Below are 20,451 nucleotides of genomic sequence, written 5' to 3' on the forward strand. Positions count from 1 at the left end.
CATTTTTTCCTTCTGAGGCTAGCAAGTCATAATACAGGGGGGTAAAAATGGAAAAATTAGATATTGAGCAATCCATTACGAACATATTGTCCAAATATCGTAAAGAACTCAGTGGAAGAGGACCTATTGATGTAAACGCAAAAATCTTAGGTCACACCATATATGTGAAAATGAATTTAGCATTTTCGCGCATGGAAAAATCGATGTACAGATTTATTATGGAGAATAATGGGCTTGATAAATTTAATAGGGAACATCTTACAGAAGGAAAAAAATTAATAGATCAAACCTTAGAAGGCAAAGGCCTTAATTCTTATACCGAAAAAATTATATTAAATCCTGATTTGGATAAAGGTTTTTTATATATTATTATTGTACTTAATAATAATATTGAAAAACAGTTAATTAAATAGTAGTTGATTATAACTTAAATAGGTATAGTCAAGGCTATGAAAAAGTATGCTTCTTTTATTTACTTTTCATAGCCTTTTTATTTTGAAAAATTTACTTTAACAATGTGATTATTGGGGGTTGAACATAATAAAAAAGATCTTTCCGTTCAAATTAAATTTACAGGTCAAACTAACAACAACAATTGTCCTATTACTTTTTATCATAATTACACTTCGAACTACTTTTTTAAGTATTGCACAACAATACATACCAAATCTACTACTACTAAACATTACATCAGCAGTAGTAGCGATATTACTAGGGGCTTTAGGTGCATTTGTAATTATTCGTTTTTTTATAAAAAAACCGTTACAGAATTTAACAGATTTAGCTGTTGGATTATCTAATAATGACTTTACAAAACAAGCTAAGATACATACTGGTGATGAATTTGAGCAACTCGGCGATTCTTTTAATCTTATGGCTGATAAAGTAAGGGGATTAATAAAAGAAATACAAGAATCTAGCGAACTTCTCGGAGTAAGTAGTAAGGAGTTAAAAAATGCTTCTCTAGAGGCCCAAATGGTTTCCGAAAATGTAGCTGGTAGTACCCAGCAGATAGCTAGCGGAAATGAGCAAATTGGAAATGATATACATTCAATTGTTGAAACAGCTAGTGAGACCTCGGCTGCTAGTCAGCAAATAGCTACAAGTATAGAAATTGTAGATCAATCAGCAACTAAAGTAAATGAACTAGTAGAGTTTGGTGAAAATGCAGTCACAACATCTATGGAAAAAGTGAACGTAGTTAAAAAAAGGTTAGACAAAACAAAGGATAACATGACTGAATTAACGAAAAAGTCAGATGAAATAGGAACGATTATTGATATTATTAATGGTGTTTCGGAACAAACGAATTTACTTGCACTCAATGCTGCCATTGAAGCAGCAAGGGCTGGAGAAGCGGGAAAAGGGTTTGCGGTTGTTGCTAATGAGGTAAGGAAGTTAGCAGATCAATCAAAAGGATCAACAGAGAAAATTCAGCATCTAGTGTATGACGTCCAAAAGAGTATATTTAAAATTGTGGAAGATATAACGCTCAGTGATGGTGAAATGAATGAAATGGTAAGTTCCGTAAACCAAACGGAAAAATCCATAGTAGAAATTAATCACGCTACGAAGAACATAAAAAATAGAATAGAAGAAGTAAGTGCAGCAATTGAAGAATTAGTAGCTGGGAATGAACAAATTGTTGACTTAACAACTAACACAGCTAGTGTGGTGGAAGAATCAAAAGCAGGATCACAAGAGGTTGCATCCTCCACCCAACAACTTAATGGTACTTCTCACTTATTAGCAGAAATGTGTAATTCCTTGGATGAATTAACAGATACATTAAATGGTTTAATTCGTAAGTTTAAAGTTTAAGAAGTTGTTGTTTATCAGTTCTGTCTATGACATGGATTAGGGGTTTTGCTATGAACTATCTTGGTAGAATACTATGTCCAATGATTGTGTTGTTAATCAATGGTTCAGCCTATTATTACATTGACCATTTATCCATATTTCATCTTTTTGTACTACTGTTTAATTTGTTAATTGGATGGTTAATTGGTTTGGTGATTGATAAATTTAGAAATTCCCAAAAGACAGTGACAAATTATAAGCATCATATAAGCGAATATAGACAAGGTCTCCAATCTACAATGGATGGGATTGGAATTACGAATAGTGAGGGAAAATTTGAATTTATAAATGAAGCTCACAACAAACTTTATGGATACGAAGAAGGGGAATTAAAGCATTGGCATAACTGTTTTGATGAAACAACTTTGTTATGGATGAAAAAACATGTCAATCCTGAAATAAATAAGACTGGTCACTGGCGCGGAGAGGCTAAGGGTCTTAGGAAGAATGGTACTTACTTTCCACACGAATTATCCATATCCAAAATTCAGGGTACTAATAAAGTGATTTGTGTTGTTCGAGATCTCACGGATAAAAAAAGAAATGAAGATTTAATCCAACACATGGCTTTTCATAATGATTTAACGAATTTACCTAACCGCCGAACACTGTTAAATGAGTTAAGAAAAAGTATAGACAACAACCAAAAAATTTTTCTTTTATTTATTAATCTGGACCGTTTTAAATTTATTAATGATTCACTCGGCCATAGCGTTGGTGATTTGTTACTTAAAAATGTTGGTCAAAGGTTATCCACTTTAAAGTCTGATTCCGTTTTTGCCTTTCACATAGGTGGAGATGAGTTTATTCTTATTATGAAAACGGATGATGTCCAATGTGTAAAAGACCTTGCGAGTAAAATTATTAATAAAATTGCAACACCGTTTAAGATTGAAAATTATAGTCTTGTCGTAACATCTAGTATTGGGATTAGCGAATCTCCGAAAGACTCAACTGAGTTAGAAGAACTAATCAAGTATGCTGATTTAACAATGCATGAAGCAAAAAAACATAGGGATAAAAACTATTATCTGTTTTACGATGAAAAAATTAAGTTACTTACGAATAAAAAGATCTTAATGGAAAACGAATTAAAAAAGGCTATTGGTGAAAATGAATTGTCCTTAAATTATCAACCTAAATATGACCTGCATACGAACAAGATTATTGGAATGGAAGCACTACTAAGATGGAATAATAAAAAATTAGGTCAAGTATCACCAGCAGAATTTATACCAATTGCAGAGCAGTCTAATTTAATAATTGATATTGGAAATTGGGTAATAAAAGAAACATTAAGACAATTAAAGCAGTGGGAGGACAAAAGGCACCCACTAGTAAAGGTTTCTATCAATATTTCAAACATTCAACTTCAGCAAGAAGATTTTTTAAAAACCTTAAAAAATTTATTAGATCAATACAATGTTCATCCTAACTATTTGGAATTAGAAATTACGGAAAGTGTAACATCTGTCCCTAAACTAATAATTCCGCTGCTGCATGCAATTAAAGACCTAGGTATTGGTATTTCTATTGATGATTTTGGAACAGGATATTCTTCGTTAAGTGTTTTAAATCATTTACCGATAGATACGCTAAAAGTAGACCGATCTTTTGTTCAAGACTTAGCCTCCAAAACATATGGCAAGCATATGATAAAAAGTATTATTGATATAGGAAGGAACTTAGGGTTGCTTGTAGTAGTTGAAGGAATAGAGACGGAAGAGGAGTTAGACGTTCTTAAAGATTTGGGTTGTCCTGTTGCGCAAGGTTATTACTTTAGTAAACCGGTAGATGCAGATGAAATTGAAAAGAAAATATTAGTATGAATTTAATGAGGAGTGGCAATGACTACTCCTTTTTTCTTTGGTTAATAATGTAATAGTGCCTTTTTTGTCACACATTTATTAGGTTGTGTATTGAGTATTTCATTCATTTGCTTCAATATATACTTGATGAGTAATCAATCGAAAATAAATATTTTAGATATAAGGAGAAATACAATGAAATTACGTCTAATAATGATTTTAAGTTTTTGTTTTATTATTCTTGTCGCCTGTAGCAAAGAGGATAGTACTCAGGATACTTCTGATAAGGAAACACCAGAGTTGCCAGAAATGATTGATGTAGAAATACTGACGGAACCGGGTTTAGATAATCTTCAACCTAACGAAACTATTGCGATACAAGCAAAAGTAACGCAAGGTGATGAGTTGGTAAATGATGCGGATGAAGTACAGTTTGAATTTTGGAAAAAAGATCAAGAGGAAGAGCATGAAATGATAGACGGGGAATTTCAAGGAGAAGGAATATACTCTATAGAAAAAACTGTAGAGGAGCATGGAATCTATTATGTAATTGCCCATGTAACTGCAAGACAAATGCACAATATGCCTAAACTTGAGTTAACTATTGGTGATGCTGATGTATCTTCAACTGAGGAAGAAAAAGATGATGATCATCATGAACATGCTCACGGTGATCACCATGATGCGACTGGAATTGTCATGCATATACAAGTCGATTCTACTGTTCAGAAAGACAGGGAAATTTCTCTAATCTCCCATATAAAACAAAATGGTGAAGCTTTAACGGATGCAGAAGTAGAGTTTGAAGTTTGGCAGGAGGGTCAAGAAAAGCACGAATATGTGGAGGCAACAGAATCTGTAGATGGTGAGTATGTCACTCCATATACATTTTCTAATAGTGGAGAATACCACATCAAACTTCATTTTGTAAAAGGTGATTTGCATGACCATACACAAACAACGATAACAGTTGAATAAAGGATAATGAAACGCCACTCTATTTGGGTGGTGTTTTTTAATGTAGAAAACAGTTTGAAACGAAAGCAAATATAGTAAAATGTTAGTATGATACTTATTCCATTTGAAATGGGTACAAAAAGTAGGAGGAAACGTAGTGAACAACATTGTTTTTTATGTCACATTATTTGCGCAAGGTTTAGTTTTAGCAATGCTAGATGTCGAATTTGTTCCTGCAATGATTATTATCCTGTTAGTAGTAGGTGTATTATCATATTTTCGTATGTTCTATCCATTGTATGGTACAAAGGATATAGAGAAAACAGAGAAGTTTTTATTAATGAACAAAAAGAATCCATTTTTTCATTTTGTTTATGCAGTTGCAAATGATCAAAAGGATGAAGTAGAGCATTCTTTCGAAAAGGTTATGGCAAAGTATAAAGCTCCAGCAAGGCAAGCTTTACATACGATTATATATGCCCTTTATAAGAAAGATGCCGAACAAGCTAGGGAGCAACTTCCTCATATTCAACCAGCAAAATACCAATCTTATTATGAAGCACTTGTTTTGGTAGAAGAAGGGAAGATGGATGAAGCACAAGCTGTTGCGGACAACCAGTTAACGGGATGGATGAAAGAAACAGTTCGAGCGGAGATACTTCTAAAAGCAGGAGATAAGGATGAAGCAAAAGGTATACTAGAACAAGCAATGTTAGAAACAAAAGGGTTACAATGTTATCTCATGTATAAAAATTTACATCAACATGATTAAGCGTAGAGGACATTCCTATGGGAGTGTCCTTTTTTACAGAAATAAAAGTATTAAAAGTGGAATAATTGACTAGAATAAATAAGCGTTTTATTATATAAGCAATTGGTTATATATTTTTTAAAAAATATAAGTTACCCTTATTTGATTATGAGTTGGAGGTGGATACATGCTAAAGCAGACTATAGAAATGGAATCGGCGGCAACTATATTAAAATTATTAGGGGATAAAACACGCCTAACTATGGTGAAAATACTAGAACATAACGACTGTTGTGTTTGTGAGTTTGTTGCGTTATTTCAAATGAGTCAACCCGCTATAAGTCAGCACCTTCGTAAACTGAAGGATGTTGGTTTAGTGAAAGAGGCAAGGAAAGGTCAATGGATAATCTATTCTTTAAATCAAAATAGTGAGGTTTATCCCTTTGTAAAGCACTTATTAGAACAAATTCAAAATCAAAATGATAAACTTTATGACTTAGAAAAAAAAGGGTTAAGAGTTTCTTGTACGTAATCTAAATTCTATTTTTATGGAATTGACGATGAGTCGAGTTTTTCTAATGATTAATTGGAGGGTGAAGATTGGTATTATTAGCATCTATGATATTTCTCGTAACACTAATATTAGTAATTTGGCAACCAAAGGGATTATCTATCGGTTGGTCAGCCTGTGGGGGTGCGATTGTTGCATTGTTAGTTGGCGTCGTTAATTTTGATGACGTTGTGGACGTTACATCCATTGTATGGAATGCTACATTAGCCTTTGTTGCCATCATCATTATTTCTCTTATTTTAGATGAAATCGGTTTCTTTGAATGGGCTGCCTTACATATGGCAAAGGCTGCAAAAGGAAACGGGGTACGCATGTTTGTTTATGTAGCGATTCTTGGGTCGTTAGTAGCTGCATTTTTTGCAAATGATGGAGCAGCATTAATTTTAACGCCTATCGTCTTAGCAATGGTACGTAACTTAAATTTTAGTGAAAAAATGATTTTTCCATTTATTATCGCGAGTGGATTTATAGCAGATACAACATCTTTACCGTTAGTTGTCAGTAATTTAGTAAACATTGTGTCCGCTGATTTTTTTGGAATAGGGTTCATTGAGTATGCTACTCGGATGATCGTTCCAAACTTATTTTCTTTATTGGCTAGTATATTGGTTCTGTATTTGTATTTCAAAAAGAGTATTCCGAAAAACTATCAATTAACTGATTTAAAAAATCCAAACGAAGCAATACGGGATCATGGGATGTTCAAAATGTCTTGGTACGTATTAGCTATTTTACTCGTTGGGTATTTGATTAGTGAATTTTTCCACATACCTGTGTCTATTGTTGCAGGTGTTATTGCCATTTTCTTTTTAATGATGGCGAGAAAAAGTCCAGCAGTTAAGACGAGTGAAGTGCTGAAGGGCGCACCATGGGCTATCGTGTTTTTCTCTATTGGAATGTATGTCGTTGTATACGGTCTTCGAAATGCAGGTTTAACGTCCGTTTTAGCAGATTTAATACAAGCAGCGGCTGATCAAGGTTTGTTTGTGGCAACGGTTGGAATGGGCTTCATTGCAGCTATCCTTTCTTCCGTAATGAACAATATGCCAACAGTTATGATTGATGCGCTTGCTATTGCAGAAACTAATGCAACCGGGATTACAAAAGAAGCCCTTATTTATGCCAACATTATTGGTTCTGACTTAGGACCAAAAATTACGCCAATTGGTTCACTAGCTACATTACTGTGGCTCCATGTACTTGCATTAAAAGGAGTTAAAATCTCGTGGGGTACTTATTTTAAAACCGGGATCATATTAACGATTCCAACTTTGTTTATTACACTAGTTGGACTATATTTATGGTTATTAGTTTTATAAAAATGCTCTTTTCGTAAAGATTGTTGTTGTTATATCGTTGATTACTTAAACTACGACATAACTATAGCTTTGCATTTTGATGAGTGCATACGACCGCTTCGGCAGAATACTTCGCTTTCCACGGGCACGGCCTCAGCCTCCTCGCGGAAGACCACCGCTGCGGGGTCTTCAGACACGTGCTATCCCGTAGGAGTCTGCGTATTCTGCCTACGCTAAGATTGACTTTCTAATTCAAGGATAGTGGTAATATAGGCATGTTAGATAATTCTTCCCTATCTATATGACTATATTTTTAACTTTCTTTTTCCCAATTCATCCGTACATTAAAGATAAGCACATGCTTAGCGAAGGAAATACACGTAGACTCCTGCGGGACAGCGAAGACGTTGAGACCCCACAGCGAGCGATCTTTGCGAGTGAGGAGGCTCAGCGCGAGCCCGTGGAAAGCGTAGTGTATTTCCGTAGCGGTTGGATTTGCACACATAAAGTTACGTAGCAGTTTCTATCTAATGTATCAAACAACAATATATTGGAAAACAACCTATAAAAGGAGAATGACAAGATGGACAAAAAAACAATTTACTTTTTATGTACAGGAAATTCTTGCAGAAGTCAGATGGCAGAGGGATGGGCTAAAAAACATTTAGGTAATGAGTGGATCGTTAAAAGTGCTGGAATCGAAGCACATGGACTAAACCCAAACGCAGTTAATGCCATGCATGAAATTGGGATTGATATTTCAGGACAAACGTCCGATATTATTGACACGGAAATATTAAACAATGCAGATTTCGTGGTGACTTTATGTGGGGATGCTGCCGATAAATGTCCAATGACTCCTTCACACGTAAACCGGGATCATTGGGGATTTGATGATCCAGCAAAAGCGGAAGGTACTGAGGAAGAGAAATGGGCATTCTTCCAACGAGTTCGTGACGAAATTGGTGATAGAATTCAACGGTTTGCTGAGACAGGGAAATAGTGAGCATATAAAATCAAGCCCCCGGCCTTCCTGGTAGGGGGCTTACCTGTTCCGTCTTACATCAACTGATTAATAAATAATGTCGCCATCCCAAAATAAATAAATAAGGAAACAATATCGTTCAACGTTGTAATTAGTGGACCTGATGCAATTGCAGGGTCAACATTAAGTCGATATAGTATTAATGGGATAATCGTGCCAGCTAATGTTCCGATAACTAGTGTCATAATTAAAGAGCTTCCGACGACTAAACCTAGTACAGCACTTCCTTGCCATACGAGTGCGATGAGTGCAATAAGAATCCCACAAATAAAGCCGATTATTAAACCAACTTTTAATTCTCGGAAAATTAATTGGGCAGCAGTTTTTCTATCGACTTCTCGTGTAATTAACCCTCTTACAACAACTGCTAGTGATTGGGTACCTGTATTCCCAGTCATGCCAGCAATCATTGGCATGAAAAATGCTAATGCTACTACTGTTGATAAGGTTTCCTCAAACTGACTTATAATCGTCCCTGATACGATACCTATAAACAGTAATAAAATCAGCCAAGGTAGTCGGCGGTATGCTGCTACATATGCCTTTGTATCAAAATCTATCGCTTTACCAGATGCAGAAAGCTTCTCGATATCCTCTGTTGCCTCACTGATGACGACGTCAATTATGTCATCTACTGTTACAATTCCAACAAGAACACCATTATCTACTACAGGAATAGCTAAAAAATCGTAACGTTCAATTAACCGCGCAACCTCTTCCTGATCGGTATCAGCTGTTACAGAAATAACTCGGCTATACATTATGTCCTGAATTTTTTCATTTTCATTTGCAAGGATGATATCTCGGTAAGATACAACTCCTACTAGATGCTTGTTCTGGTCAATAACATATAAGTAATTGATTGTCTCGGAATATTCTGCGAACGTTTTTAATTTCTCAACCGTTTCTCTTATGGTGTAGTGATCTTTAATCCAGACGAATCGATTCGTCATTAACCTTCCAGCCGTTTCAGGTGGATAATTCATAATATCTTGAACGATTTTCGATTCCTCTTTTTTCATTCCGGAAAGGAGTTCTTCCATTTTATCTTTTGATAAATGTTCCAGTAAAGAGGCTAAATCATCGTTATCCATTAAATCCATTACTTGCCCAGACTTCTCAATGCCAAGCTTTGTGAGCGCTTCAAACTGTAAATCTTTTTCGAGCTCCTGGATGAGATCAGCAATTTGTTCAACATTTATAAAAAGTAAAAAACGTGTCCTGTGTTTTGCAGGAATACTTGAGTAGATCTTAGCAATGTCATACGGTTGAAGCTCGTCTATCGTCTTTTGAAAATGATTCTTTTTTCCCTCTTTCAATTGCTTTATGATGTGGAGGGTTAACTGGCTTTCTGTCATGCCTTCTATCATATGTAAACCTCCTAAAATACGAGAATACAAATTATATTACCTCAATTTATAGGAACAAAACAGTGAAATTCATATTAATAACAGCAAAATGCAGAATATGAAAGGATATGCTTGTAATTTTATCAATGCATTTAACCGTTTCGTTCATTCATTAAAAAGGACTATTAATAATGGGAAATTGAACTTTTTACGTATTGTCAAGTATAAATGAAAAGTCATATAGTAATATTGTTTGTTAGAGGTAAATGTAGTCAAGTAATGCCGTCAACTTTCCATTTAAAGAAAAAGGGATAAGAATTCTTTAATTTTTCTTGCAAAAAGTTGAATTTTCTTTACCTACAGACTTTTCTGTCATGCGTTTTTTTTATATACTTACTTAGTATGGTATAAATGTAGTGAAATTTCTTGTACTTTGTAGTATTTACCAACTTTTTGTACACTATTTGACTTATTTGTCGAGTAGAATGGTAGGATAAAGAATAAGAATATCTTTTCGGTAACAAATTTTATTAAATCGAAGGAAATAATTTGAGACCTTGGTAGTTAAAAACTATAATAAGAATTGGTTTGAATACGTTTACGAAATTCTAATGGGGGTAGTGTATAGTGTCAAACAAAGGGTCAAACGGAAGCGTTTGGGAACAGTTTCACGGCCCAAATATGGGTTATATAGAAGAACAATATGAAAGATTTTTGGAAGACCCTAATTCGGTTGATTCGTCTTTACAGGAAATCTTCCAGGAGTATGGTGCTCCAGAATGGATGACAAAAGGCGGAACAACTCAAAAAGAATCACAAGCAGTATCGGACTTAGATGTTAAAAAAATTACAGCTGCAATGAAGCTTGTAGAAGCTATTCGACGTCATGGTCATCTAGAAGCAGATATATATGCTGTCGGAAATAAAAAAGGCCGTTATTCTGCGTTAGTTGATCCGAAGACTTATGGCTTAAGTGATGCTGATTTAAAGTCAATCCCTTCCCATTGGTTATGGCAAAATGCTCCTAGCCATGTGAAAACTGGATATGATGTTGTCAATAATTTAAAAGCTAAATACTCTGGTAAAATTGCTTTCGAATTCTATCATGTACATGATGATGATGAGCGTGAGTGGTTACAGCATAAAGTGGAATCAGGTGAGTTTGAAGTTGCTCTCACACCTGAAGAGAAGAAGGAATTATTAGGTCGTCTTGCTGAAGTGGAAGGATTTGAACATTTCCTAGCTAAAACTTTTGTTGGGCAAAAAAGATTCTCTATCGAAGGCTTAGATATAATGGTTCCAATGCTGGATCGTGTTGTCAAGGATGCAGCGAATGATTCGATTAAGCACATCATGATGGGAATGGCGCATAGAGGACGTTTAAATGTGTTGGCCAATGTTCTTGGTAAACCTTACGATAAAATTTTCTCTGAATTTCATCATTCTCCTGATAAGGAATTGGTTCCATCAGAAGGTTCAACTGGGATTAACTACGGTTGGACTGGTGATGTTAAATATCATTTTGGTGCTGATAGAGAAGTACTTGGTGAAGGAAAATCTAGCACAAGAGTTACACTAGCTCACAATCCTTCTCATCTTGAGTATGTGAACCCTGTTGTTGGAGGTTACACACGGGCTGCACAAGATGATCGCACTGCTCGCGGCTATTCAAATCATGAATCAGATAAAGCCTTTAGTATTTTAATTCATGGAGATGCTGCGTTCATTGGTGAAGGTGTAGTAGCAGAAAGCTTAAACATGTCCCAATTAAAAGGGTATAAAATTGGCGGAACTATCCATATCATTGCTAACAATATGGTTGGTTTCACAACGAATAATACAGAAAGTCGTTCAACAACGTATGCGAGTGACTTAGCAAAAGGTTTTGAAATTCCTGTTGTTCACGTAAATGCGGATGATCCAGAGGCTTGTATGACAGCGGTTGCTTTCATATATGAATATCGTAAAAAGTTCAATAAAGACGTCTTAATTGACTTAGTTGGTTATCGTCGTTATGGTCATAATGAAATGGATGAACCACGTTCGACACAGCCTCACCTTTATAAAGAGATAGATCAGCATGAAACAGTATTCCATTTATATGGAAAGCAACTACAACAACAGAATATTATTTCTGAGGAAGAATTTACAAACATAAAAGATGAAGTCGCTCAAAGACTGAAATCTATATACGATAGCATGAAAGAAGATAAATACGAACCAAAAATTTCAGTAGAAGTTCCTGAGGCAGTGGCAAACGGACTAGATAAAATTGATACGTCTGTACCATTGGAAACGTTAGAGGCCCTTAATGAAGGTATGCTTAAACGTCCAGAAGGATTTAACGTATTTAAAAAGTTAGAACGTATTCTTCAAAAGAGAGCAAAAGGCTTTGAGGAAGATAAAATAGACTGGTCTTTAGGAGAGGCATTAGCTTTTGCTTCTATTCTAAAGGATGGAACACCAATCCGTCTTACAGGTCAGGACAGTGAGCGTGGAACATTTGCTCATCGTCATATCGTTTTACATGATGTAGAAACAGAAGAATCCTATAGTCCTCTACACGGTTTAGATGGAGTGAATGCTTCATTTGATATTCACAATAGTCCACTTTCTGAGGCTGGCGTGTTAGGATTTGAATATGGTTACAGTGTGCAAGCACCTGAAACGTTAGTAATTTGGGAAGCTCAGTTTGGGGATTTTGCTAACGCAGGCCAAGTAATTATTGATCAATTCATTGCTGCAGGTCGTGCTAAGTGGGGACAAAAATCAAATATGGTTATGTTATTGCCTCACGGATATGAAGGGCAAGGACCAGAGCATTCTAGCGCTCGATTAGAACGTTTCCTACAGTTATCTGCAGAAAATAACTGGACAGTAGCGAACGTAACATCATCCGCGCAAATTTTCCACTTGCTGCGCAGGCAAGCGGCAATTGGTGGAAAAGATTCATCCCGTCCACTTATTGTGATGACACCAAAGAGCTTGCTTCGTAACGCTAGAGTCGCAGCTAAGAGAGAGGAATTCACGGACGGTAAATTTAAACCAGTTGTCGAGCAAGCAGGTTTAGGTAGCAAAAAGACAAAGGTGAAAAGACTAGTGCTTGGAAGCGGAAAAGTAATGGTTGATTTAGAAGAAGCAATTGACAATGCGAAGGACCAAGATTTTGATTGGTTACACATTGCACGTGTGGAACAAATTTATCCATTCCCTAAAAAGCAAGTCCAAGAAATTTTAGATCATTACGGAAATATTGAAGAGGTTGCTTGGATTCAAGAGGAACCTAAAAATGCTGGTGGCTGGGATTTTGTGAAAAGAAAATTAAACACGATGTTAAAAGGAAAACAAAAGTTAAGTTATATTGGTCGTCCACGCCGTTCGTCACCAGCAGTTGGTGAGCCAAATGTACACAAAACAGAGCAAAGCCGTATCGTAAATGAGGCACTGAAGTTGTCTAAAGGAGGAGATTCTCGTGAAAGAAATTAAAGTTCCTGAGCTTGCCGAATCCATTACAGAAGGTACAATAGCTGAATGGCTTGTAAAAGTAGGCGATAAAGTAGAAAAAGGTGACCCAGTTCTTGAACTGGAAACAGATAAAGTAAACGTAGAGGTAAACTCTGATTATTCAGGTGTTATTGCTGAAATCGTTGTTGGCGAAGGGGAAGACGTTGAAGTTGGGGACGTTATCGCTAAGGTCGATGAGAGTGGAAGTGCTCAAGCTGCTCCGAGTGGTGGAGAAGAAGCACCTAAAGAAGAAAAAACAGAAGCTAAAGCAGAAACAAAAGAAGAGTCTACTCCAGAACCACAAGAAGTAGCAAAAGAAGAATCTAATAATCAAGGAACTCCAGTTGCTTCTCCAGCTACTAGAAAGAGAGCGCGTGAGCTTGGGATTAATTTAGGGGATCTCTATCCGAAAGACCCACTTGGTCGAATCAGAATGGAAGATGTAGAGCAAGCGGCTAAAGAAAAAGTAGAGAGCAGTAAAAAAGCGAAAGACACTAGTAGTAAAGGCGAAACAAAAAAATCAGCTAAAACAGAATTTGCTAAACCAGTAGAACGTATTAAAATGTCTCGTCGCCGTCAAACAATTGCGAAGCGTTTAGTAGAAGCACAGCAAACAGCTGCTATGCTTACAACGTTTAATGAAGTTGACATGACTGCTGTGATGAAGCTACGTAACGAACGTAAAGATGAATTCTTTGAAAAATTCGGTGTTAAGCTAGGCTTTATGTCATTCTTTACAAAAGCTGTAGTTGGTGCATTAAAAGATTACCCATTAGTAAATGCTGAAATCCAAGATGACGAAATCGTCATGAAACAATTCTATGATATCGGTATGGCGGTATCTACAGATGACGGACTTGTTGTACCAGTAGTACGCGATGCAGACCGTTTAAGCTTTGCAGGTATCGAGAAGGAAATCGGTAACCTAGCGAAAAAAGCAAGAAATAACGAATTAGGATTAGCTGATCTACAAGGTGGTTCATTCACTATAACAAATGGTGGTATTTTTGGTTCTTTAATTTCAACACCTATCTTAAACACACCTCAGGTTGGTATTTTAGGTATGCATAAGATCCAAAAACGCCCTATTGTTATGCCAGATGATTCTATCGAAGTTCGTCCAATGATGTATCTTGCATTATCTTATGACCACCGCATTATCGACGGAAAAGAAGCTGTTCAATTCTTAGTTCGTGTGAAAGAATTATTGGAAGATCCATACGATTTATTACTACAAGGTTAATTTTTATAAAGTAGAAAAAGGTGTCCCTTTAATGGGACACCTTTTTTGAGTTTCTGGACCAATAATTGCAGTTGTTTGGTGAAAGTTGAAGGTATAACGGGAAAGATTGCGATATTTAGGGCGAGGATTTAAAGAAAAAGTGCTGGAAACTCCTATTTATGGTCAATCTGGATTAAAACTGCACGCATCTAGAACATGAAAAAATACTAAAAGGCAGAGGGATATCCTCTGCCTTTTAGTGATCTAGACAAATCATGATCAATCTACATAAAAATTAGGGGAGCAATAAAGACTGGCTTTATCACTTTATGTTCTGGGTTAGGGCAAACCCTTCATTAATATAGACGTACAAGGTATGTTAAATGTTTCATATTTAAGAAAAATTTTTTATATAGTGAAAAGAAGTCCAAATGCTGCATATGATAGAGTAACTCATGATAAGGAGGGAATGGAATGGATAATCATAAAAGTTTTATTATTTCGGAAGAAGATTGGTCCCTCCACCAAAAAGGCCATGATGACCAAAAACGGCATCAGCAAAAAGTGAAGGAAGCAATGAAACAAAAATTACCTGACCTTATTACAGAAGAAAACATCATTATGTCTAAAGGAAAAGATGTAGTTAAAATTCCTGTACGTTCCTTAAATGAATATAAAATTAAATATAACTACGACAAAAACCAGCATGTTGGTCAAGGGAAGGGAGACAGCAAAGTAGGCGATGTCGTTGCGAAAGATGGTAACGCCCAACAAAAGGGGACTGGAAGTAAACCAGGTGATCAACCAGGAGAAGACTATTACGAAACAGAGGTTTCTTTTGAAGAATTAGAGGAGGAATTTTTTCAACAGCTAGAATTACCGAATCTACAAGAAAAAGAAAAGGATCAAATTATTCATACCGATACGGAATTCAGAGACCTCCGTAAGACAGGGCTAACTGGTAATATTGATAAGAAGAGAACCTTGAAAGAAGCATTGAAGAGAAATGCTCAAGAAGGAAAAGCTTCCTTTCTACCTATTTATCCGGACGATCTTCGTTATAAAACATGGGAGGATATTGAGAAACCAGATTCACGTGCAGTCGTTTTAGCCATCATGGACACTTCAGGGTCTATGGGGATGTGGGAAAAATATATGGCTCGTAGCTTTTTCTTCTGGACTACTCGCTTTTTAAGAAAAAATTACGATACAGTAGAAATTGAATTTATTGCTCACCATACCGAAGCAAAAGTTGTCAATGAGGATGAGTTTTTCTCAAAAGGTGAGAGTGGAGGGACAATTTGCTCCTCTGCTTATCGAAAAGCACTCGAACTAATCGACCAAAAATATGATCCAGCTCGGTATAACATCTATCCAATTCATTTTTCGGATGGGGATAATTTAACTTCTGACAATAAGAATTGTGTAGCATTGGTGAATGAATTAATGAAAAAATCTAGTTTGTTTGGATATGGTGAAGTGAATCAATATAATCGACATTCAACTTTAATGTCTGCTTATCATTCCATTAAGGATGAAAAATTTAAATACTATGTATTAAAGAAAAAATCGGATGTTTTTTACGCTATGAAAGAGTTTTTTAAGAAGCAGGAAGTTTAATGAAAGACACAACTAAAACCAGGACATCTTTAATCAGGCTGTCCTGGTTTTTAGTTGTGTCTTTTTTGTTACCAAAATTATGAAATTATTATGGCTTTTATGAAAGTATATATCTTCCTAACAATTTTATTTTATAAAATAGAATGTAAATAGTGGAGAATGAGAAAAACAAGTATATAAACAATTAGGCAAAACGATAGGGATGGATAAACATACCAATTATGAATGTGGACCCATTCCTGAAGGGGGTAACTTTTCAATGAGTCAATTTTTCATGAAAACATCAAGAGAAGTACTAGACGAACTAGAAGCTACAGATAGAGGATTGGTATCTGAAGACATAGAGAAACGTCGTGAACAATACGGCTATAACGAATTAGCAGAAGGAAAAAGAAAAACAGCATTTGAAGTGTTTTTCGAACAGTTTAAGGACTTTTTGGTCATTATTTTAATTGCAGCTGCAGTCATCTCTGCTTTTTTAGGGAAATTTGAAAGTACGATAGTCATCTTAGTTGTCATTATACTGAATGCCATTCTGGGAACGGTACAACATCTTAAAGCGGAACAAAGTTTAAATAGTTTAAAAGCCCTTTCTTCACCAACTGCAAAGGTTGTAAGAAATGGTCAGAAGGTTGAAATTCCCTCAAGGGAACTTGTAGTTGGTGATATTCTTTATCTTGATGCAGGTGATTTTGTCAGTGCAGATGGACGAATAATTGAAAATCATAGCCTGCAAATAAATGAAAGCTCGTTAACAGGTGAGTCATTAAGTGTTGAAAAAGATATAGAACCAATAGCAGAACAGGACGTACCGATTGGTGATAAAAAGAATATGGTTTTTTCCGGTAGTTTCGTAACATATGGACGTGGTGTAGTTGTGGTGACAAACATCGGTATGAATACCGAAATTGGCAAGATTGCAAACTTATTAGAATCAGCCAAGGAGAAAAAGACACCGCTTCAGGCAAATCTCGACCAATTTGGTAAGAAGCTAGCAGGTATTATTATTGCCATTGCCATTCTAATTTTTGCAGTAGATATTATAAGAGGAAATGAAATTGCAGATTCATTCATGTTTGCCGTAGCACTTGCTGTTGCAGCTATTCCTGAGGCATTAAGCTCCATTGTTACCATTGTATTAGCCTTTGGAACCCAGAAGATGGCAAAGGAGAATGCCATTGTTCGCAAGCTCCATGCTGTAGAAAGTTTAGGAAGTATATCCGTGATTTGTTCTGATAAAACAGGTACATTAACTCAAAACAAGATGACAGTTCAAAAAGTTTATGTCAATCAACAAGTGACGGAACATAATCAGTTAAATTTGGGGGATCCAATTGAAAAAAGAATTCTTCTCATGTCTTTACTGTGTAATGATTCCGTGACAATTGATAAAAAGGAAATTGGGGATCCGACGGAAATAGCACTGGTGGATTTAGGTGAAGACTACAGATTAGATGAACTAGTCATTAGAGAAAAGTACCCGAGGATTGGGGAATTGCCATTTGACTCCGATCGAAAAATGATGAGTACAGTTAACCAATACGAAGGCAAGAATTTGATGCTCACAAAAGGGGCGCTGGACGTCCTTTTATCAAGAGTAGCAAAGATTGAAACGTCTAATGGAATTATAGAATTTACTGATAAACATAGACAAGAAATAGAGAATGTAAATAGGGACTTTTCGATGAGTGGTCTTCGGGTGCTTGGGTTTGCCTATAAAGAAGTGGTTGAAGGTAAAATTGATTTTGAGGATGAGAATGACTTAACCTTTGTTGGGTTAATTTCCATGATGGATCCTCCAAGAGAGGAATCAGCAGGAGCTGTTTCTTCTTGTATTGAGGCAGGTATTAAGCCTGTGATGATTACCGGAGACCATAAGATTACAGCATCTGCAATCGCAAAACAAATCGGTATTCTTAAAGAAGATGCAGAAGCTGTAGAAGGAACAGAAATTGAAAAATGGAGTGACCAGGAACTGAAAGAAAAAGTCGAGAATATTTCCGTTTATGCAAGGGTTTCCCCCGAACATAAGATTAGGATTGTAAAAGCTTGGCAGGAAAAAGGGAATGTTGTTGCGATGACTGGAGACGGTGTTAATGACGGACCTGCTCTCAAACAGGCTGACATTGGAATTGCAATGGGAATTACGGGAACAGAGGTTGCGAAAGAAGCATCGTCTATGGTTCTAACAGATGATAATTTTTCCACTATTGTAAAAGCCATTTCGAACGGGAGAAGCATCTATGCAAACATCCAGAATTCTATTAAGTTTTTATTAGCGGGGAATATGGGTGGAGTTCTGTCTGTTTTATATGCATCCTTGCTAGCTTTACCAGTCCCGTTTGCTGCTGTACATTTACTATTTATCAATCTTCTAACGGACAGTTTACCTGCTATAGCAATTGGTCTTGAACCACATAATAAAAAATTAATGAAAGAAAAGCCGAGAGATATCAATATTCCTCTCTTGAATAAATCCTTTGCGAGAAGAGTATCGGTTGAGGGTGTCATTATCGCTATTTCAACCTTAATGGCATTTCATATTGGCTTATCAACGGGAGACGCGATGGTTGCTAGTACAATGGCCTTTTCTACGCTGTGTTTAGCAAGATTATTTCATGGTTTTAACTCTAGAAGTAGGCATTCATTATTTAAGACAGGTTTCTTTTCCAATAAATATCTGTGGTACGCTGTCATTATCGGAGTTGTACTGTTACATTTAGTATTATTTTTACCACCACTTATGGGTGTATTTGAAATTGCTGTTTTGAATGCTACACAATTTGGAACTATTTATATTTTGTCTTTAGTTCCACTCGTGGTTATTCAGTTGTATAGATTGTTTCTTGGGAAGTAGATTAGTGTGATGATGTAATTGTAGATGGTGGGTATAGCAAGGCAATAAACAATTGGCTCTTTTCTTATAAATTGTTGTTAGTGATAGTTGATGGAAAATGCGACGTAACTTATATATATGAATCACAGCCGCTACGAAAATACACAGACTCCTACGGGATAGCACGTGTCTGAAGACCCCGCAGCAGTGGTTTTCTGCGAGGAGGCTGAGGCCGTGCCCGTGGAAAGCGAAGTATTCTGCCGAAGCGGTCGTATAGCACTGATCAAAATACAAGATATAGTTACTCCGCAGTTTAACGAAAAGCAATTAATAATAAAAAACTAGACCTTATCCGAAAAGGAAAAGGGTCTAGTTTTTGTTTTTGAGGATTCATCGTTGAAGAACTGGAGATTAAGGAACAATTGTTACTGGACACGTCGCATTATGTAGAACGCTGTAGCTTACACTTCCTAAAACCGCTCTTTTAATTGGACCTAGTCCTCTATTACCCATAATAATCAATGTCGCGTTTATTTCTTTTGCTTCCTTGCAAATTTCTGTTCCTGGATCCCCAAGTCTCACTTTCTTACTTAGATGGACATCATCAGCTAGGTTCGCGTCAGAAAGTATGATGTCAAAAGCTTCTTGGCTAAGTTCCTCTTGGTATTCACGAATCTGTTGTAGATTTACAAAACGTTTTACATTTGGTGAATGGTAGGTTGGTTGCACATTGAGAAGAACAAGTTCTACGTTCTGACCCTTGGTCATTGAAAGGGCTAATTGGAATGCCTTTTTGGAATGCTCGGAACCGTCAATAGCTACTAATAGTTTTTTCATGGTATTCACTCCCTAGTTTCTCGTGTTTTTCATTGTATTTATACTTTCATTATAAATTGGTAAGCAGCTTTTTTTATGGTATAAAATGGTATATTTTGTGACACTATTTTCCTCGATAATGTACAGGTATAATGGACTCGTACAAACAAAGTAATTATTTAACCTATTAGCTTGGTAGTTTAGAATTTTTGGAGGAGGGATTTCCCTGTTAACAACTCTTTATTTTGTGCGACATGCGCATTCCACTTATACACCAGATGAATTAGGGAGGCCGTTATCAGAAAGAGGCTTTTTAGATGCTCATGAAGTAACTGGATTACTACAAAACGAAAATATTGACCATATTGTATCTAGTCCATATAAAAGAGCTATTCAAACCGTGGAAGGGCTTGCGAAATACGTAGATAAGAAAATAGAAATAGTAGACGGATATAAGGAAAGAAAGCTAGCTGAAGGGGCTGTTGAAAATTTTGATTTGGCTATAAAAAAGGTATGGAACGATTTTGACTTTGCGTGGGAGGGTGGAGAATCGAACCATACGGCTCAAAAGAGGGGCGTCGATGCAATTGTACAACTCATAGATCAGTTTAATGGACAAAATATAGTTATAAGTACACATGGAAATATTATGGTGTTGATTATGAATTATTTTGATCCTCGTTATGATTTTTCATTTTGGGAACAACTAACAATGCCGGATATTTATAAGCTAACTTTTGATAGCACACAATTGATAGATGTTAGTCGAATATGGTCACCTTAACATTTGAATATTTCGCAAAAGGGGAAAAAC

Annotated in this window: 15 protein-coding genes; 13 read left to right on the forward strand and 2 right to left on the reverse strand. The window is 36.1% G+C overall.

All coding sequences use genetic code 11. The features are described from left to right. Positions 1 to 47: 47 nt before the first annotated feature. From HNQ94_RS01135 to arsC, 8 genes are all read left to right on the forward strand, one after another. Positions 48 to 413 carry a Na-translocating system protein MpsC family protein gene (locus HNQ94_RS01135; protein ID WP_174496400.1) on the forward strand — a complete coding sequence of 122 codons (366 nt, stop codon included), beginning with the start codon at positions 48 to 50 and terminating at the stop codon, positions 411 to 413. A gap of 118 nt (positions 414 to 531) precedes the next feature. Next, positions 532 to 1,821, forward strand: coding sequence for a methyl-accepting chemotaxis protein (locus tag HNQ94_RS01140; protein ID WP_174496401.1), 1,290 nt, complete (start codon positions 532 to 534; stop codon positions 1,819 to 1,821). Between the two features lie 50 nt (positions 1,822 to 1,871). Beyond that, complete coding sequence (locus HNQ94_RS01145; protein WP_174496402.1) at positions 1,872 to 3,689, forward strand: sensor domain-containing protein; 1,818 nt, start codon at positions 1,872 to 1,874, stop codon at positions 3,687 to 3,689. A 174-nt stretch (positions 3,690 to 3,863) separates the two neighbouring features. Next, the gene (locus HNQ94_RS01150; protein ID WP_174496403.1) at positions 3,864 to 4,646 is read left to right on the forward strand and encodes a FixH family protein; all 783 of its coding nucleotides are present in this window, start codon (positions 3,864 to 3,866) and stop codon (positions 4,644 to 4,646) included. A gap of 136 nt (positions 4,647 to 4,782) precedes the next feature. Next, entirely contained in the window at positions 4,783 to 5,397 is a 615-nt protein-coding gene (locus HNQ94_RS01155) for a YfgM family protein (RefSeq protein ID WP_174496404.1), read from the forward strand. 166 nt (positions 5,398 to 5,563) lie between these two features. Next, entirely contained in the window at positions 5,564 to 5,908 is a 345-nt protein-coding gene (locus HNQ94_RS01160; protein ID WP_174496405.1) for an ArsR/SmtB family transcription factor, read from the forward strand. A gap of 68 nt (positions 5,909 to 5,976) precedes the next feature. Next, on the forward strand, positions 5,977 to 7,266 hold the full coding sequence (locus HNQ94_RS01165; protein WP_260400878.1) for an arsenic transporter: 1,290 nt from the start codon (positions 5,977 to 5,979) through the stop codon (positions 7,264 to 7,266). A gap of 562 nt (positions 7,267 to 7,828) precedes the next feature. Beyond that, positions 7,829 to 8,248 (forward strand): arsenate reductase (thioredoxin), encoded by a 420-nt coding sequence (gene arsC / locus HNQ94_RS01170; RefSeq protein WP_174496406.1) that lies wholly within the window; start codon positions 7,829 to 7,831, stop codon positions 8,246 to 8,248. A 56-nt stretch (positions 8,249 to 8,304) separates the two neighbouring features. Here the strand turns inward: arsC and mgtE are convergent, their stop codons facing one another. After that, positions 8,305 to 9,660, reverse strand: coding sequence for a magnesium transporter (gene mgtE, locus HNQ94_RS01175; protein ID WP_174496407.1), 1,356 nt, complete (start codon positions 9,658 to 9,660; stop codon positions 8,305 to 8,307). A 603-nt stretch (positions 9,661 to 10,263) separates the two neighbouring features. Here mgtE and HNQ94_RS01180 point away from each other — a divergent pair. The 4 genes from HNQ94_RS01180 (at position 10,264) to HNQ94_RS01195 (ending at position 18,842) form a co-directional block, all read left to right on the forward strand. Beyond that, positions 10,264 to 13,125 carry a 2-oxoglutarate dehydrogenase E1 component gene (locus HNQ94_RS01180; protein WP_376697724.1) on the forward strand — a complete coding sequence of 954 codons (2,862 nt, stop codon included), beginning with the start codon at positions 10,264 to 10,266 and terminating at the stop codon, positions 13,123 to 13,125. Then, positions 13,112 to 14,386, forward strand: a complete 1,275-nt coding sequence (gene odhB / locus HNQ94_RS01185) for a 2-oxoglutarate dehydrogenase complex dihydrolipoyllysine-residue succinyltransferase (RefSeq protein WP_174496409.1) — start codon at positions 13,112 to 13,114, stop codon at positions 14,384 to 14,386. The genes HNQ94_RS01180 and odhB overlap by 14 nt, the downstream gene beginning before the upstream one ends. Positions 14,387 to 14,839: 453 nt before the next feature. After that, positions 14,840 to 15,985 carry a sporulation protein YhbH gene (gene yhbH / locus HNQ94_RS01190; RefSeq protein ID WP_174496410.1) on the forward strand — a complete coding sequence of 382 codons (1,146 nt, stop codon included), beginning with the start codon at positions 14,840 to 14,842 and terminating at the stop codon, positions 15,983 to 15,985. Positions 15,986 to 16,244: 259 nt separating this feature from the next. Continuing rightward, the gene (locus HNQ94_RS01195) at positions 16,245 to 18,842 is read left to right on the forward strand and encodes a calcium-translocating P-type ATPase, PMCA-type (protein WP_174496411.1); all 2,598 of its coding nucleotides are present in this window, start codon (positions 16,245 to 16,247) and stop codon (positions 18,840 to 18,842) included. Between the two features lie 390 nt (positions 18,843 to 19,232). Here the strand turns inward: HNQ94_RS01195 and HNQ94_RS01200 are convergent, their stop codons facing one another. After that, on the reverse strand, positions 19,233 to 19,658 hold the full coding sequence (locus tag HNQ94_RS01200; protein ID WP_174496412.1) for a universal stress protein: 426 nt from the start codon (positions 19,656 to 19,658) through the stop codon (positions 19,233 to 19,235). 226 nt (positions 19,659 to 19,884) lie between these two features. Between HNQ94_RS01200 and HNQ94_RS01205 the strand changes: the two genes are divergently transcribed. After that, positions 19,885 to 20,421 carry a histidine phosphatase family protein gene (locus HNQ94_RS01205; protein ID WP_376697719.1) on the forward strand — a complete coding sequence of 179 codons (537 nt, stop codon included), beginning with the start codon at positions 19,885 to 19,887 and terminating at the stop codon, positions 20,419 to 20,421. The last annotated feature ends 30 nt before the right edge of the window (positions 20,422 to 20,451 follow it).

Source organism: Salirhabdus euzebyi, assembly GCF_014207435.1.
GTDB classification, from domain to species: domain Bacteria; phylum Bacillota; class Bacilli; order Bacillales; family Alkalibacillaceae; genus Salirhabdus; species Salirhabdus euzebyi.

Excerpts from the sequence above, each read along its gene's own strand:
- HNQ94_RS01200 (WP_174496412.1), bottom strand. The coding sequence starts at position 19,658 with ATGAAAAAACTATTAGTAGCTATTGACGGTTCCGAGCATTCCAAAAAG.
- HNQ94_RS01150 (WP_174496403.1), top strand. The coding sequence starts at position 3,864 with ATGAAATTACGTCTAATAATGATTTTAAGTTTTTGTTTTATTATTCTT.
- HNQ94_RS01135 (WP_174496400.1), top strand. The coding sequence starts at position 48 with ATGGAAAAATTAGATATTGAGCAATCCATTACGAACATATTGTCCAAA.
- yhbH (WP_174496410.1), top strand. The coding sequence starts at position 14,840 with ATGGATAATCATAAAAGTTTTATTATTTCGGAAGAAGATTGGTCCCTC.
- HNQ94_RS01145 (WP_174496402.1), top strand. The coding sequence starts at position 1,872 with ATGAACTATCTTGGTAGAATACTATGTCCAATGATTGTGTTGTTAATC.
- mgtE (WP_174496407.1), bottom strand. The coding sequence starts at position 9,660 with ATGATAGAAGGCATGACAGAAAGCCAGTTAACCCTCCACATCATAAAG.
- arsC (WP_174496406.1), top strand. The coding sequence starts at position 7,829 with ATGGACAAAAAAACAATTTACTTTTTATGTACAGGAAATTCTTGCAGA.
- HNQ94_RS01160 (WP_174496405.1), top strand. The coding sequence starts at position 5,564 with ATGCTAAAGCAGACTATAGAAATGGAATCGGCGGCAACTATATTAAAA.
- HNQ94_RS01195 (WP_174496411.1), top strand. The coding sequence starts at position 16,245 with ATGAGTCAATTTTTCATGAAAACATCAAGAGAAGTACTAGACGAACTA.